Origin of the sequence: Ruminococcus flavefaciens ATCC 19208 (assembly GCF_000518765.1) — a bacterium.
In the GTDB taxonomy this organism is placed as follows: Bacteria; Bacillota; Clostridia; order Oscillospirales; family Ruminococcaceae; genus Ruminococcus; species Ruminococcus flavefaciens.
In genome coordinates this window covers 113153-129327 of record NZ_JAEF01000006.1, presented here as the reverse complement: position 1 = coordinate 129327, position 16175 = coordinate 113153, and the positions used below count along the sequence as shown (strand labels likewise).

Below are 16175 nucleotides of genomic sequence, written 5' to 3'. Positions count from 1 at the left end.
ACATGATAAGACAGTACGGCAAATTCCACACTGTCAAGTAATTATTCATGTGTTCAAAAGCAGATTATCTTTTCATCCTGACACCTCTCTTTGGATTTTTTTATATTGTAACATACGTACAGTGATTTGTCAAGTATAATAAACATAAAAGGCAGTAGCCCGCCTTCAATGCAGGATACTGCCATATTTACAATTTATTCAGCCGCACTCACGCGTTCAGGCTCATCAAGAGGCTTGAAGCCGTCACCGTATGAAAGTCCGTAGCCCTTTTCAAACCAGCATTTATCAGTACCTATCTGATCTACAGAGCTGTACCACGGTGAAGGGAGCTTGCCCTTGAAATCAGCACAGCCGCAAAGCACATCGGATATGCCCTTGCCCTCAGAGCCTGGGAGATAGCACATTACCACGCTGTCCCAGCTGTCATAGTCAGCCTTGTCAAGTATCACCTGTCTGCCTGCAACTATACAGGTAACAGTAGGCTTGCCAAGCTTCTTAGCTTCGTCAATAGCCATACGGTTCTTTTCAAGTCCGAGCTTGCCGCAAAGCTCCATATCCTCGCTGTCGCCGTTCCACTCGGAATATACCTGCTCGCCGAGAACATTTACAACAATATCCGCATTTTTCGCCTCATCGGGATTGGTGATAACTTTTATACCGTATGACTCGGCATATGCCTTGAAAGCTTCAAGTACTGTAGTTACTCCTGGAATGACCCTTGTATAGCTCTCAGCCCAGTCAAGAGTCCAGCCGCCGCACTGTACACTTGCATCATCGGAAGCAGGACCTATAACATAAACAGAAGAGCCGCTCTTTATAGGAAGTACATTATTATCGTTTTTCAGCAGTACAAGGCTTTCCTCAACAAGCTTTTCAGCGATCTCCCTGTACTCGTCTGAACCTGTTGTCTTTTGCTTTGTTGCCGACTTCTCAAACATCGGATCATCAAAATAACCGTTTTCCTTCTTGACCTTGATTATACGTGTAACAGCATCGTTGACACGCTCCTCAGTGATATCACCGTTCTTTACAGCATTAATGATAGCATCTTTTGCTTCATCAAATTTATTCGGCTCCATGAGCATATCTATACCTGCATTTATGGCAGCAACTACCTGCTCCTCATAGCTCTTGTCGGGAATATTCTGGATAGACTCCCAGTCGCTGACGATAAAGCCCTCAAAGCCCATTTCTTCCTTGAGCATCATTATGTACTTCTTGTTCTCATGCATTTTTACACCGTTAAGCGAAGCATGACTTATCATTATAGTCTGTGTACCTGCATCTATCATATCCTGATATACTTTAAGGAGCTTGTTTATCTCATCATCGGAAAGTTCAGCGTTACCGCGATCTATGAGTCTGTCAACGAACTCCTCACCGTTCATTGAGTCCTCGCCTGTACCGTATGCAGCACTTCCCTCAGCAAAGAAGTGCTTGGCGCAGGTTATTCCGCCGCCGTCGATATAGCCCTTTATGTATGAAGATCCAAGCTTTGATATAATATCAAGGTCAGAACTGTAGCACTCGTATGTACGTCCCCAGCGAGGGTCAACAGATGGAGTTACTACAGGGAAAAAGTTCCACGGCATATGGCATAGCCTTGCTTCATCTGCAACGACTTGTCCCATTTTATATGTCAGCTCTTCATCGTTGGCAGCTCCGATACCGATATTATGCGGAAATATTACTGTATCAAGGCAATAGTTAACGCCGTGTGCATGATCCATTCCGTATATAAAAGGTATGCCTGCTTCTGAATTTACAGCCCCCTTCTGTAGCTCATCTATCGTCTCCTGCCACTCCTGACAGGTAAATTCCATACCTGAAAGCTCACCGAGAACGCTGCCGTAGTCTTCCTCCTTCATTATCTCTTCGGGCTCATCTATCACCATATATATAGCAGGCTGAACCATCTGAGCTGCTTTCTGCTCAAGATTGAGCTGCGCAGTTATTTCCTCGGGAGTCATGGAAGCGTACTTTTCATACTTAAACTGTTCGCTTACGCTGTTATCTGTTGTAGCGGCAGCAGCCGTTGTTGTTTCGGTTGTTGTTTCAGCTTTTTCAGTACTGTTTTCACTTTTTTTGTCTGAACATGATGCTAAAACAGTTATCATAGCAAGTGACAGCAATATTGAAACGACTTTTTTCATAGCTTTCTCCTTTACATTATTAAATACGTAAAAATAATAAAATCATTATAACATCTAAAGATTTTTTTGTCAAATCGCCCTGTTCCACCTGCTTCAATTCATAAAATGTTTACATTTCCAGCCGCACATCTCCCCTTTTTTTCCGTTAATGTATATGAAAAGCGAAAGACTTCGCTAAGAATTAAAATATGAGGAGGTTTTTTTATGAAATTCAGAAAGCTCATCTCAGCAGTTATAGCTGCTTGTATCGCTATCCCGTCAGGTATTGCAGGAACGGTCAGCGCACTTGAAGAACCCGTAAAAGGCGACGTAAACGGTGACACTTCCTTCAATCTTGCTGACGTAGTAATGTACCAGCGCTGGCTCAATGGCAGCGGCGAGCTCAAAAACATCAGCAATGCTGATGTAAACGAGGACGGCGAGCTTGATATCTTCGATCTGAGTGCAATGAGGAAAATGCTCATCGAATGTATAAGCAGTGTTCCAACGCCAAGCTATGCGCCGAATTCGAGAAATCTCTGTGCAGGCATAAACAAGTCGGCTGTAGAAGGTAAAGAGGCTGACGAAAAATTCATCGAAAGCCAGATGAAATTCACCGTAGATATGCTGAAAGCCACTACAAAACAGGGCGAGAACAGCATGATATCTCCTTATTCCATAATGCAGGCACTGGCAATGACAGCCAACGGTGCAAACGGCAAGACACTTGAAGAAATGGAAAAAGTACTTGGAAACGGTATGTCCATAGAGGAGCTTGACCAATATCTGCTTGCTCAGCGCAAAAGAACAATTAACCCCAATGAATCCGAATATAACAAGTGGTCAATGAGTACAGCTAATTCTATCTGGGCTATCGACAATCCTTACCGTATACAAACTCGCCCCGAGTTTATACAGAAGTGTGTTGACTACTACGACAGTGAATACTACATCGCTCCCTTTGATGATACTACACTCGAAGATGTAAACGGCTGGGTAAACGAGAAAACTAACAAAATGATACCGAGTATCCTCAATCAGATCAGCGATGACGACGTTATGTACCTTGTTAACGCAGTTGCTTTCGAGGCAGAATGGATGAGACCTTACGATAAATACCAGATAGCAGATGGCAAGTTCACTGCTGCTGACGGTACAGAGCAGGAAGCTAAAATGCTTTCCAGCGACGAAGTTTATATCGGCGATGATGATACCGACGGTATGCTGAAATACTACAGCGGCGGGAAATATGCCTTTGCTGCTCTTCTCCCCAAGGAAGGCACTTCCGTTGAACAGTATGTTACAGATCTTACTCCCGAAAAGCTCAGCAATATCCTCGGCAGCTACAAAGAAAAATATGAAAAAGCCCAAGTAAAGCTTCCTAAGTTCAAATGTGAGTACGGAGAAAACATTTCAGATTACCTTATAAATATGGGTATGCCCACTGCTTTCAACATGGGTGATGAAAAAGCTGATTTCTCCAATATGTCGTCCATAGCAGATGTACACCCTATCTTCATAGGCTATGTTGTCCACAAGACCTTCATAGACCTTGATGAAAACGGCACAAAGGCTGCTGCCGCAACACTTGTTGCAATGAACGACGGCGAAGCATTCGAGCCCGAAGATCAGAAGAAAGTTATCCTTGACAGACCTTTTGTTTACTGTATCATAGATACACAGACATCAATCCCTGTTTTCATCGGTGTACTCAATTCACTCTCATAAGCTGTAACTGCACTTTGCAGCTTCCAATAAAACATATCCTGTAAGGGGGATAATCAAAAGGGGGACTTTATTCAAAGTTCCCCTGTTTTTCAGAAATAGGAAAATTATCCGTCTGTTAACCTGCGTTAACATCAGAAAATACGTCCGCATATTCTATTCCGATAACAAAAGCTCAAAAATTTTTCTCTCCTTAGTTGCTTTCTTCATTATTATGTGATATAATGTAATGATGTATACTATGATTTTTTATGAGGAGGTGTCTCTTTGGCTTTTGATATTGACGAACAATACGATAAAATATACCGCTACTGCTACATTAAAGTAAAACACAAAGAGACTGCTGAGGATATTACTCAGGAGACCTTCCTACGTTACCTTGAACACCCTCAATACAGCAGCATTGACAAAACTTTGCAGCTTCTCTACACTATCGCAGGCAACCTTTGCAGAGATGAGTTCAGAAAGCATAAGACCGATGAGCTTACAGATACAGAGGCTTCATCGGAAAATGTTGAAGAAAACGTACTCTCTGATCTGGAACTGAAAAACGCCCTTAAAAAACTTTCAGATGATGACAGAGAGCTGATACTCCTCAGGTATATAAACGGAGTACCTGTAAATGTAATGGCAAAGCTTTATAATATCTCACGATTTGCACTTAACCGAAGGATAAACCGTGTCCTCGGTCAGCTGAATGAGTACATGGGAAAGGAGGAGTTAATATGACAGATAAAGAAAAAGAAAAACTGCTTGAAGCTTTTGAAATTCCCGACCCCGACAGAAAAAAACAGTTTGCGGACGAATTCAGGAAGCGTACACCCGAAAAGCTGAGAAAGCCTTTGCTTCCTTTGGTAATAAAGACTTTAGCTTCCGCTGCAATGCTCACACTGGTCATCGCAGCAATAACACGACTTCCAAAGCAAGAACCGAATATGTATCAGAATACAGACGAGATAGCTGCAACTACGGAAAATAGAGTTATTGAAGTATCTGCTCAGACTACCGCAGATACCTCATCAGCTGTAACTACCACTGCTGCCGATAAAGGTGGCAAAAATACAACAGCGACTACAAAGGCAGTTTCTACCGATCAAAAGGATCAGGCCGAAAAAACTACCGACACAGATAAAGCGCCTGATGAAGATGATGATAATACAGCTCCGCGCGTAACTGCAAAAACAAACAGACCTAACAATGATACTGCAACACCACGTACCACAAAAACTACACCCGTCAGAACAACAGACTCCCGTGAATCTCAGCATTCTGCTTCAACTACAAAGCCATCTCCTCAGCCTGTCAGCACAACCACTGCAGCACCTATAACAGGCGAAATCATCTACGGCAGGGATATGACCGTGGATCTCGATGTAACTTATGATATACGCAATGAGATCCTTACTGCTGCCGATCTTGTACAAAGCGACGGAAACGGCAGCAGTGACGAACTTCCCAGCGGAAATGATAAAAGCGGTATCCCTGCTGATGAGAAGATCAGACAGATGTTTGATGATTCTTACGACGTAATACTTGCAAAAGTTGATAAAATAGTGTATACTTCTATAGATGAAGAAGCTTATACTGCCGAAAATCTCACCATCAGAGAGGTTTTCAAGGGTAATCTGAAAACTGACGATAAGATAACCCTTTTCATCAGCGGCGGCTATATATCTGCCGAGGATTATATAAAGATCCATAAATACATATTCCTTCCCGATGCAGAGAATTATTCCATCTTCGATGACGGAGGCTGCGACGGAAAAGAATATGTGGGAGATACTTATCTGTTTTTCATTAAAAACGGCAGCTCCTCATTCCCGCACAACTCATTTGAGCTTATAAGCAGGGGTGACGAGGCTGTATTCAGACAGGCAGGAGACATATACGTCTCTATGCACGACGAATCGCTTTCATTGGACATTTCATCGCTGTACTGACATTTTATGCATGATATGTTCGCTGTTTTCAGCGTAAACACGTTCCTTTATACGACATAAACAAACATTTCAGAGATTTTTTAAAAAACTTTTTCCGTTTTTTTGTCACATTTCTGAAATACTGTACGTTATGTTAATATAGAACGCAAAACAATCCATGAAAGGAAGATACTTATGAATAACAAAAAGCTGTTGAGCATGGTCCTCTCAGCTGCTATGGCAGCTACTTCCATATTTCCTGCTACCGTATATGCAGCTGTAAGCGGCGACATCAACGGAGACGGTGTGCTGACTTCCGCCGATCTTGACATTTTACAGGGATACATCCTCGGAAAGCACGATATTACGGAGGAACAGGCAAAGCTTGCCGATCTTAATGCCGATCAGTCAGTCGATATTTACGACGTTACAGCTCTCAGGAAGAAGATACTTGCAACAGACAGAACACTCAGCTTCAAATCAGTTACTGACAGAATGAACGACGGCATAACAGACGCCCTCAAAAAGCTTGATTTTCAGGCAGGAGGAACCGTGGTAAAATCAACAGCCGAGCTCAAAACAGCTCTCTCCCCTTATTTCTCAGAAACAGTGGTAAATAATTACTTAAAAAAATATAACGACGCCTTCTTCAAGGATTCTGTACTCCTTGTAAAGCCTGCTTACTTTGATCCTGCCAAGTATACAAAGAACGGCACTTTAACAAAGCTCAGCTGCGGCTGTGACAATTCATATGCAGGTCTCTATACTACAGGTCCTACAGTAGATCAGGGTCTTAATATCAGAAAAGAGCACGACTTCAACTCTGCTTCGCTCGGTCAGATACCTCCGGGAGCAAAGTTCAATATAACCTACGCTCACGGAACAGCAAACGGAGACTTCGGTCACGTTACATACAATAATATATCAGGCTATGTTAACATGGCATTCGTTACAAAGCTTTCAAGCACAGCACCCGAAACTATAGCTGTACCTGACATAAAGGTAGATTCTGTAAAATATTCAAAGGGTACGGTTACTGTTTCTGCAACGGAATACAATGCAAGCTCAAATGTAAGCTTTGCAGCTGCTGTTCTTGCACAGGCTGTAGTACCAAAGAAGGACTACTATGCTTCAAAGGCACAGTGGACAGTAACTACTACTACCACAACAACCACTACAACAACGACAACAACTACTACCTGCCCATATCCTCTTGCAAAGACAAGAATGGAACAGAAGAACATAAAGACTCTTAAAGACGCTTTCTACGACTGCTCAACAAAAAATGTAACCGCTGTATATGTAGAGTGGGAGAAGGACGCAAGCAAGCTCACATTACAGAAGGCTGCCGACTACGGCTTCAACTCCAGAAACGGAAATGCAAACGCTGTAGCTAAGGGCAACTGCTATGTACTTGCTGCAATGTTCTGTGAAATGGCAAAGCTTCTCGGATATGACGCTCACCTCATAAGCGGTCAGGTACCGCTGCTTGCAGGCGGATACGGCCCTCACGGCTGGGTTGAGATAATTGATAACGGAACAACTTATGTTTATGACCCTGATTATACATTAGAGACAGGCGGAAACGGCTTCGCACTTACCTACGGTCATACAGTATGGCCATTAGAGAAGATCAGTGAGATAAAGTAAAAGGAGATAATATTATGAGAAAGAAAATCGCAATACTTGCTTTCATTTCTGCTCTTGTGCTTACAGGCTGCGGAAATGTCACACAGGCTGCAAATGTTCCCGAGACGACTACTTCGGTAACAACTACTGCCGAGCCGACTACAGAAGCAGCTACAGAGGCTGAGGAATTAAAGCTTATCGGTAAAAAGGCAGAAGGTTCAGATGTACTGATCGCTGATCTTGAGAACAAGACCGACAAGGAAATAGTAAGTTTTACAATAAAGGCTGAAACAGAGGAAAAATATCCCGAGAATATGCTTGAGGAAAAGGATACATTCGCAAAGAACGAAAAGCGCAAGCTTTACTATGTACCTAAAAAGGTAAGCGATGTATCATACGGTGATTCAGACAAGATCGCTACTCTTCAGTACTCTGTAAAAATAGAGTTTGCTGACAAAACAGAAGCTGTTCTTCACAATTTCCCGTTTGACGACATCGACAAGATCGCTGAGATCCACCTTGAGGACGGCATAACATTTATCAGATACACTTCAAAAACCACTAAGGAAAAGGTCGATACAAAGAGTGCAGAAGAAATGACTGCTATGCTTCCTGAGTCTACAGAGGCTATTCACGAGCTTGATCCTGATGCAAACAATAACATCGACGCATCATACGTTGAAGAAACAACATATGCACCTGTTCAGCAGCAGGCACCTGTTGCACAGACTCCTGATACAGGCTGCGGAAACAATTTCGCTACTAATCCTGATGCAGGCTGCGGCAGCGGCTTCGCAACAAACCCTGATGCAGGCTGCGGCAGCGGCTTCGCTACAAATCCCGATGCTGGCTGTGGAAGCGGTTTCGCTACAAATCCCGATGCAGGCTGCGGAAGTGGCTTCGCTACAAATCCCGATGCTGGCTGCGGAAGCGGTTTCGCTACAAATCCCGATGCTGGCTGCGGAAGTGGTTTCGTAACAAACAACTGATAATATATGAATAACAGAATACTATATCTGAGCCGTCTTAAAGCTTTAGCCTGCATAGCGGTAACTATACTGCATACCTTCCTTGCAGCAAATATGTACTCAAAAAATGCAGATACTCAGGGTGCTATGATGGCTGTAAGAAACTGCATGATGTGGGCTGTTCCCTGCTTTGTAATGACTTCGGGAGCACTGCTGCTGGACAGCAAGCGCGTGCTCTCTATGAAAAAGCTGTTCGGCAAATACGTATTGCGAATGGCTGTGGCGCTTATAGTCTTTTCGGTACTGTTCGCAGTATTCGACGGTATGTTTATAAAAAAATGCGGTGCGGGCGAAATGTTCACTGATTCGATCGACGCTATCTTCTTTGGCAGCGGCTGGATGCATATGTGGTATATTTATTTGCTTTTCGCACTTTATCTTATGCTTCCGATATACAAGATAATAAGCGGAAATGCTACAGCAGCTCAGATGAAATATATGCTCCTCGTCTATGCGATATTTGTATCCGTGATACCGTTTATTGAAACCATTGCAGAAAAAAAGCTGCCGTTTTATATCTGCATTTATACCGTTTATCCGCTTTACTTTTTCTTAGGACACGCTCTTCATACGGGCATAATAAAGCTCCCCAAAAGAGCAAGCGGACTCATGCTTCTGATATGCCTCGGTATAATCGCAATGCTGACTGTCCATGCTTACAGTAATTCAGCGGAAACTCCCGAAACAAGCGGCAAGATGATAAATCTCCTCGGAGTTTACTCCTTCCCGCTATATGTAGCAGCGTCAATAGGTGCCTTCGGTTACTTCCGAAAGACTAAAAATCAGCCTGTACCTGTACTTGACAAGATCGCCGCAGAGCTTGACAGCTGCTCCTTCGGTATCTATCTCCTGCATATGGCTGTACTCAGATATATATTCTTAGTTATGAAGTTTAACCCCTTTGAACACGGCGGTACGATATCTATTATAGGCGTTTGCCTGCTTACTCTTGTTATCTCTTATCTGATAACAAAGGGACTGAAATTCATACCGTATGTAAACAAACTCATATAGATCAAAGCTCCCGAAATGGGAGCTTTTTATTACATATCTCAGAGGTGATACAATGAAAGAAATACCGATTTCAGAATACAGCCGCTTTTTATCTCTGGCTCAGAACTCTCTTTTTTGCAGGGTGTATCCCATGTCAGTAACAGAGGGCAGACAGTGCGGCTGCATATACACAAACGAAAGTGAAAGCGTTGTACTTATTCGTCACAAGGGCAATTTTACTTTTATTTACGGAACTCCCTACGGAAACGATATCCGTGAGATACACAAGCTTATCCTGTCAAAGGGACTGAAATTCCTGTGTCAGGACACTACACTAACCGATAAGCTCCTGCAATACGGCGAAGTCGAGCTTGTTATGCGAGATGCATACTGCTTTCCACATGGCAAAGCTCCTGATATTGATATCCCCGACAGTTATTCTTTACACAGTATAGATGAAGAGCTCTTCAACACGCTCACAGGCAGAGTCGTCCCCTCGCTTTACTGGAAGAACTACGCCGAATACAGCAAAAATGGCAGGGGTATCTGCGTCATGCACGGAAACGAACCTGCTTCATGGGCTTTTTCGGCTGCTTCAAGCAGCATAGAATGTGATATCGGTATCGAGACTGCCGAAGCCTACCGCCGCCGCGGACTGGCTTTTATTGCCGCAGCTGCCGCCATAAGGGATATGCTCCCAGAAAAGCGTCCTGTGTGGACTTGTCAGCGTTCAAACCTCGGCTCGGCAAGAACTGCTGAAAAGCTGGGATTTGTAAAATGTGCCGAGTGCATACTGGTACGCAAACCTTTATAAGCTCCCTTTTCGGGAGCTTTTTTGTAACATTTTTCACACTGTTCTCATAATATAATGAGAAAGGAGTGGTTGGAATGAAAACACCCGAGATGATAGCCATAATAGTTGTTGCTGTTATCGCTACCGCAGAGCTCATATGCCTTTTTATCTTCTCAAAGCACACTGGCAAAAGCTATCCCCTATGCACTGTGATACCTGTTCTGGCTGCTGATACTGAGCTTTCCGAACGGCTTGAATACCTTTCCTCCATAATTGAGGACGGAAGCCTCATAGCTGATACGATCCTGCTCATAGACTACGGCGGAAGTGCAGAGCAGATACAGCTGTGCAGCGAGTTTTGCGACCGTTATCACTCCGCAGAGCTCATAACTGTACAAGATATTGAAGCAAATCTGAAAAACATGATTTAGTTTTTGATTTGAATGTTGATTTTTACTTAAATATATGCTATAAGGGGGGAGCCTCCGCTGTCCTTTTCACGCCTTAATTCATTGTTATGCAATTTTTTCTCCGCGACTGTTGCTATTTTTCTGCTTTTATGTTATAATATATGATGTATTTTTGTGTGCAGAGGTGAAAAGCTTGGAGCATGAGGTCCTTCACATTGAGGGCACGGTCGAAAATGTCCTTTACAAAAATGAAAATAACGGTTATATCGTTCTGGACCTTGATGCAGGCGGCGAGCTTATCACCGTTGTGGGAGAGCTTGGCGACATTGAAGAGGGCGAAGGTCTTATCCTCGAAGGCAACTACATCAATCACCCACGCTTCGGCACCCAGTTCAGCGCAGTTTACTGTGAGAGAAAGCTTCCTGCTACTGTTGTGAATATCGAGAAATACCTTGCTTCGGGAGCCGTCAAGGGCATAGGTCCGGGGCTTGCAAAAAAGATAGTTGAAGTATTCGGCGACCGCACACTCGATATAATGGAGAATGCTCCCTTCAGACTTTCGGAGATAAAAGGCATATCACCTAAAAAGTGCGATGAGATAGCAGCTGAGGCTCAGAAGCTTTTCTGCCTGCGCAATCTTATGGCGTTTCTTTCACAGTACGAGGTGAAGTCAAGATATGCCATGAACGCCTACAGGAAATACGGCTCTGACTCTATGACGCTTCTCAGGCTCAATCCCTACCTGCTCTGTACTGACTATATAGAGCTTGACTTCAACAGTGCTGACACTATCGCTCACGACCTGCACATAGCAAGAAATGACAACAAGCGCATAATCGCAGGCATACAGTATATACTCCGCGCTAACGGCGGTATCGGTCACACCTGCCTGCCTCTTGAAGTCCTTGCACAGAAAACGCAGTCCACTCTTGGTGTTACCGAAAGTGACTTTTACACTGCTTACAACGCAGCTCTCGATGATGACGAGCTGTTTGAATACATAAAAAATGAGATAGAATTCGTGTATCTCCCCGATTATTACTATGCTGAAAGCTTCATTGCCGACAGGATACACATTCTCAAAGACTTCTCCTCACCTGAGGATTTCAACTATGATACCCTCATTGATATCGAGGAAGAGGAGCATAACATCAAATACGAAAAGCTCCAGCGTCAGGCAATAACCACTGCGGTATCACGAGGACTTATGGTACTTACAGGCGGTCCCGGTACAGGTAAGACCACTACACTAAATGCTATAATCTCAATATTCGAGAAGCGCGGTATGAAAGTACTCCTTGCCGCTCCTACAGGACGAGCTGCAAAGCGTATGTCCGACTTGGCAGGCTGTGAGGCAAAGACTATACACCGTCTCCTTGAAGTAGTCTACGATTCGGGCGAAAGGCTAACATTTGCTCATAACGAGAATAATCCCCTTGACTGCGATGTGCTCGTTATAGACGAGATGTCAATGGTGGACGTTGTGCTCTTTGAGAAGCTCCTCCGTGCAGTAAGGCTGGGCTGCCGTCTTATTATGGTGGGCGACAGCGATCAGCTCCCTTCTGTGGGTGCAGGAAATCTCCTCGGTGATATCATCGACAGCGGTATAGTCCCTGTTACTGAGCTGAAAGAGATATTCCGACAGGCTCAACAGAGCTGTATAGTTACCAATGCTCATAAGATAGTTGCTGGAGAATACCCTGACCTTACGCGCAAGGACTCGGACTTTTTCTTCTTCAAGCGCACCGACTATCAGCAGGCACTTCAGCTCATAGTTGACCTTACAAAAACAAGGCTGCCCAAAGCCTATAAATACTCCCCCACTGAGGATATACAGATACTTACGCCGTCTCGCAAGGGCGTTACGGGTACTGTTGAGCTTAACAAGCTTTTGCAGGATCAGATAAATCCCCCTGCCAAGAACAAGCAGGAGAAAAAGGGCTACGTTTATACCTACCGCGAAGGCGACAAGGTAATGCAGACGCGGAACAACTACGACATCACATGGTCGAAGGAAGGCGAACAGGGCGCAGGTATATTCAACGGCGATATCGGGCGCATCATAAGCATAGACAACCGAAGCTCACTTGCTGTCATAGATTTTGACGGCAGAAAGGCTACATATACCTTTGACCTGCTTTCACAGGTAGACCTTGCCTACGCAGTTACGGTACATAAAAGTCAGGGCTGCGAATTTGAAGCGGTCATACTCCCCATAATGGGCGGATTTGACAAGCTGTGCTACAGAAATCTGCTGTACACAGCCGTTACAAGAGCAAAAAAGCTCCTCATAGTCATAGGCAGTGAGGAGAATATATATAAAATGGTAGACAACAACAAGCGCACAAGGCGATATACCTGCCTGCGCCATATGCTTGCAGGGACGAAGAAGTCACCTTCTCCCTTTGAGCAGTAAGAAAGGAAGAGAAAAATGGCAAACACTGATATCGGTATCGACCTCGGTACTTCCAATATCGTTATGACTATGGGCAATAAGGGAGTAGTTCTTAGTGAACCCTCCGTTATCGCTTACAATACAAGAACTGAAAGAGTTCTCGCTGTCGGCAAGGAAGCCTATGAGATGATAGGCAGAAATCCCGATTATATCGCTGTTAAGCGTCCTATAAGCGAGGGCGTTATCTCAGACGATGACCTTACTCACAGCATGATACGCGAGTTCATACTTAAAGTTACAGGCAAACAGCTTGTAAAACCACGTATCGTTATATGTATCCCCTCTTTCATCACTGATATCGAGAGCCGTGCAGTTGTAGAAGCTGCAAAGAGCGCGGGTTCAAGACAGGTATACCTCATACAGGAGCCTATTGCGGCTATGATAGGTGCAGGAGTCAACATCACAAAGGCTAAGGGACACATGATAGTCGATATCGGCGGCGGTACTACCGATGTGGCTATCGTTTCCATGAACGGCGTTGTTACTTCACATACCGTAAAGGTAGCAGGAAACGCTATTGACCGCTCTATCATCAAGTATATGCAGAACAAATACAAGCTCCTCATCGGTGAGAGAACTGCCGAAAAGGTAAAAATAGAGCTCTGCAACCTCTACGACCCAAGCGATGAGATGACATATATCGTAAAGGGCAGAAGTCTCCTCAAAGGACTGCCTGCACAGGTGCTTCTCAGCGAAACAGAGCTGTTTGAAGCTATTGAGGACGACACCTTCACTATCATGGAAGCTATTCGCAAGGTGCTTGAAGATGCTCCACCTGAGCTTGTGGGAGATATCTACGATAACGGACTCCTTCTCACAGGCGGCGGCGCACTTTTAGGCGGACTTACTCAGCTCATCAAGCGTACACTGGGTATAAGCTGCAATATCGCCAAGGACTCCATAAACTGCGTTGCCAAGGGCACAGGCATGGCATTCGGAAGAATGACCACTCTATTGGACGGTTTTGAAGCAGCCACAGTCTATAAATATAGGTAAATCATCGTAAAAATATGCTGAATGTATGACGGGAGCGCAGGCTCTGCGCACGGCTTTGAGGCAGCAGCGGTATATAAGCATAAAACTGTAGGGGCTGGCGTCCTCGACAGCCCGAGTTATTAGTGAATAAAATTGTAGAGGGCGCACAGTGTGCGCCCTTTTTGTCTTACATGATTAAGTAACACGAAACAAGTGTAGGGAACACCTCCCTCAGCGTTCCGAAAAAAGCAAACAACATAAAATGCGCTGTAGGGGCTGCCTGTGGCAGTCCGCGAATCACGATTCAAATAGTAAAAGCGGATAATCTCCCAACAAGAGCCGCGCCCCTCTGTCTGCTTCGCTGACATCTCCCTGTACTACAGGGAGTCACCGCCCCTACAATTATAAAAAAGGAACGCCGAGGGCGGCGTTCCCTACAATAGTATTACTTCTCCATTGAAACTATCTTCTCTGCAGCTTCTGTGAGCCACTCGCCCTCGAAGAGCTCTATAGTACCCTGATCGCAGAGCTTTGCAAGCTGTGGGTCGATTGGGAGCTTTGCAAGTACGGGGATATCGTACTGTGCAGCTATTTCCTCGATATGGCTCTCGCCGTAGATGCTGTGACGCTTGCCGCAGTCAGGACATTCAAAATAGCTCATATTCTCGATGATACCGAGGATAGGTATATTCATGAGCTTAGCCATTTTTACAGCCTTTTCGACTATCATTGAAACAAGCTCCTGCGGAGATGTAACGATAACGATACCGTCAACAGGAAGAGACTGGAAAACAGTAAGCGGAACATCGCCTGTTCCCGGAGGCATATCAACTACGAGGCAGTCGATGTCCTTCCAGATAACGTCTGTCCAGAACTGCTTTACAACTCCTGCAATAACAGGACCTCTCCATACTACAGGGTCAGACTCGTTTTCGAGAAGAAGATTTATAGACATGATGTCAAGACCCATTTTTGACTTTGCAGGAATAATACCGAATTCGCAGGCATCAGCCTTCTGATGTATGCCAAAAGCCTTAGGGATAGAAGGTCCTGTGATATCAGCGTCCATGATACCGACATTCTTGCCAAGTCTCTGCATAGATACTGCAAGAAGAGAAGAAACGAGAGTCTTACCGACACCGCCCTTACCGCTGACAACTCCGATGACCTTGCCGATATTGCTCATTTTATTAGGTTCTTCGAGAAAGGTCTGAGGCTCCTGTCTGCTGCTGCAATCGCTTCCGCAGCTTGAGCAGTCGTGTGTACATTCGCTCATTAAAAAACACTCCTTATGATGTAATACAATTATTATACCCCAAAAAGTGTTTTTAGTCAATAGCATATTGACAAATGTATAACATAGTGATATAATAATAATGCATAATTATGAATTCATAATTCATAATTGCGGTATCCGCTTCCGCGGATATATCCCAATGACTTCCGGCTGAAATAATTATGAATTATGCATTATGAATTATGAATTGAAATTGTCTTCGGGGTTAGGTGTAATTCCTGACCGGCAGTAAAGCCTGCGAGCCTTATGGGTTGATTCGGTGTGATTCCGAAGCCGACGGTAAAGTCCGGATGAAAGAAGATAGACCGCGCAAAAGCGCAGTAATAAGTATTTACGCCCCGAAGTATGGGGCTTTTTCTTTTTTTTTCAATAAGGGGGCTTTGCAATGAAAAATATCCTGCATAACGTATTCCTTTCTATTGGTCTCGGAACAATTATTTTTGTTCCTATGCTCATAATCGACAAAGGGCTTAACGATACCCTTGTTTCTGTACTTATGTGGTTCGGAGCGTCCATACTTTACGGGTTATCGTTTACGCTGCTTAAACTCAAGACAAAGCTCCGTCTGCCTATACACATTTTATCCTGCTTCCTCTTAACACTTATTGTAAGATGCGGATATTCGTATTATTCAAAAGGCAGTATTGACTTCACAAGGCTTTTCCTTATTACTATCCCCATATTTATACTGATATATATGCTGATGTACTTCTACATGAGATATTTCGGCAATGTGGAGTTCATTAAAAAGAATAAATAAGCATATTCAGACACTCAGGCGGAAAAAATGATCTCCGCCATAATAATAACTAAAAGGTA

Annotated in this window: 13 protein-coding genes and 1 riboswitch; of the genes, 11 read left to right on the top strand and 2 right to left on the bottom strand. The window is 44.1% G+C overall.

Translation table 11 applies throughout. The annotated features are described in order from the left end of the window. Window positions 1-194: 194 nt before the first annotated feature. Window positions 195-2153 carry a glycoside hydrolase family 3 protein gene (locus tag L870_RS16230; protein WP_051411308.1) on the bottom strand — a complete coding sequence of 653 codons (1959 nt, stop codon included), beginning with the start codon at window positions 2151-2153 and terminating at the stop codon, window positions 195-197. A gap of 204 nt (window positions 2154-2357) precedes the next feature. Here L870_RS16230 and L870_RS16225 point away from each other — a divergent pair, with 204 nt between their 5' ends. The 10 genes from L870_RS16225 (at window position 2358) to mreB (ending at window position 14080) form a co-directional block, all read left to right on the top strand. Next, complete coding sequence (locus L870_RS16225) at window positions 2358-3860, top strand: serpin family protein (RefSeq protein ID WP_051411305.1); 1503 nt, start codon at window positions 2358-2360, stop codon at window positions 3858-3860. A 264-nt stretch (window positions 3861-4124) separates the two neighbouring features. Then, on the top strand, window positions 4125-4586 hold the full coding sequence (locus tag L870_RS0100505; protein WP_028516438.1) for an RNA polymerase sigma factor: 462 nt from the start codon (window positions 4125-4127) through the stop codon (window positions 4584-4586). After that, on the top strand, window positions 4583-5797 hold the full coding sequence (locus L870_RS0100500) for a hypothetical protein (RefSeq protein ID WP_028516437.1): 1215 nt from the start codon (window positions 4583-4585) through the stop codon (window positions 5795-5797). Before L870_RS0100505 ends, L870_RS0100500 begins: the two co-directional genes overlap by 4 nt. A 174-nt stretch (window positions 5798-5971) precedes the next feature. Further along, the gene (locus L870_RS0100495) at window positions 5972-7426 is read left to right on the top strand and encodes a dockerin type I domain-containing protein (RefSeq protein ID WP_028516436.1); all 1455 of its coding nucleotides are present in this window, start codon (window positions 5972-5974) and stop codon (window positions 7424-7426) included. A gap of 14 nt (window positions 7427-7440) precedes the next feature. Then, the gene (locus L870_RS0100490; protein WP_028516435.1) at window positions 7441-8394 is read left to right on the top strand and encodes a hypothetical protein; all 954 of its coding nucleotides are present in this window, start codon (window positions 7441-7443) and stop codon (window positions 8392-8394) included. A gap of 6 nt (window positions 8395-8400) precedes the next feature. Beyond that, entirely contained in the window at window positions 8401-9447 is a 1047-nt protein-coding gene (locus L870_RS16220; RefSeq protein ID WP_051411303.1) for an acyltransferase, read from the top strand. A gap of 52 nt (window positions 9448-9499) precedes the next feature. Further along, complete coding sequence (locus L870_RS18185) at window positions 9500-10240, top strand: GNAT family N-acetyltransferase (protein ID WP_051411302.1); 741 nt, start codon at window positions 9500-9502, stop codon at window positions 10238-10240. A gap of 74 nt (window positions 10241-10314) precedes the next feature. Continuing rightward, on the top strand, window positions 10315-10650 hold the full coding sequence (locus L870_RS0100475) for a hypothetical protein (protein WP_028516434.1): 336 nt from the start codon (window positions 10315-10317) through the stop codon (window positions 10648-10650). Window positions 10651-10822: 172 nt separating this feature from the next. Continuing rightward, the gene (gene recD2 / locus L870_RS0100470) at window positions 10823-13045 is read left to right on the top strand and encodes an SF1B family DNA helicase RecD2 (protein ID WP_051411300.1); all 2223 of its coding nucleotides are present in this window, start codon (window positions 10823-10825) and stop codon (window positions 13043-13045) included. Window positions 13046-13060: 15 nt separating this feature from the next. Then, window positions 13061-14080, top strand: coding sequence for a rod shape-determining protein (gene mreB, locus L870_RS0100465; RefSeq protein WP_028516432.1), 1020 nt, complete (start codon window positions 13061-13063; stop codon window positions 14078-14080). Window positions 14081-14504: 424 nt separating this feature from the next. On the opposite strand, the gene L870_RS0100460 is transcribed toward mreB, so the two are convergent. Next, complete coding sequence (locus L870_RS0100460; protein ID WP_028516431.1) at window positions 14505-15335, bottom strand: Mrp/NBP35 family ATP-binding protein; 831 nt, start codon at window positions 15333-15335, stop codon at window positions 14505-14507. 212 nt (window positions 15336-15547) lie between these two features. Beyond that, a riboswitch (FMN riboswitch) is annotated at window positions 15548-15662 on the top strand. A gap of 79 nt (window positions 15663-15741) precedes the next feature. Here L870_RS0100460 and L870_RS0100455 point away from each other — a divergent pair. Then, on the top strand, window positions 15742-16116 hold the full coding sequence (locus tag L870_RS0100455) for a DUF3021 family protein (protein WP_028516430.1): 375 nt from the start codon (window positions 15742-15744) through the stop codon (window positions 16114-16116). Window positions 16117-16175: the final 59 nt, after the last annotated feature.

What these genes read in the sequence shown, in the direction of transcription:
- L870_RS0100460 (WP_028516431.1), bottom strand. Translation starts at nt 15,335, where the DNA reads ATGAGCGAATGTACACACGACTGCTCAAGCTGCGGAAGCGATTGCAGC.
- L870_RS0100475 (WP_028516434.1), top strand. Translation starts at nt 10,315, where the DNA reads ATGAAAACACCCGAGATGATAGCCATAATAGTTGTTGCTGTTATCGCT.
- L870_RS0100455 (WP_028516430.1), top strand. Translation starts at nt 15,742, where the DNA reads ATGAAAAATATCCTGCATAACGTATTCCTTTCTATTGGTCTCGGAACA.
- L870_RS18185 (WP_051411302.1), top strand. Translation starts at nt 9,500, where the DNA reads ATGAAAGAAATACCGATTTCAGAATACAGCCGCTTTTTATCTCTGGCT.
- mreB (WP_028516432.1), top strand. Translation starts at nt 13,061, where the DNA reads ATGGCAAACACTGATATCGGTATCGACCTCGGTACTTCCAATATCGTT.
- L870_RS16220 (WP_051411303.1), top strand. Translation starts at nt 8,401, where the DNA reads ATGAATAACAGAATACTATATCTGAGCCGTCTTAAAGCTTTAGCCTGC.
- L870_RS0100490 (WP_028516435.1), top strand. Translation starts at nt 7,441, where the DNA reads ATGAGAAAGAAAATCGCAATACTTGCTTTCATTTCTGCTCTTGTGCTT.
- L870_RS0100495 (WP_028516436.1), top strand. Translation starts at nt 5,972, where the DNA reads ATGAATAACAAAAAGCTGTTGAGCATGGTCCTCTCAGCTGCTATGGCA.
- L870_RS16225 (WP_051411305.1), top strand. Translation starts at nt 2,358, where the DNA reads ATGAAATTCAGAAAGCTCATCTCAGCAGTTATAGCTGCTTGTATCGCT.
- L870_RS0100500 (WP_028516437.1), top strand. Translation starts at nt 4,583, where the DNA reads ATGACAGATAAAGAAAAAGAAAAACTGCTTGAAGCTTTTGAAATTCCC.
- L870_RS16230 (WP_051411308.1), bottom strand. Translation starts at nt 2,153, where the DNA reads ATGAAAAAAGTCGTTTCAATATTGCTGTCACTTGCTATGATAACTGTT.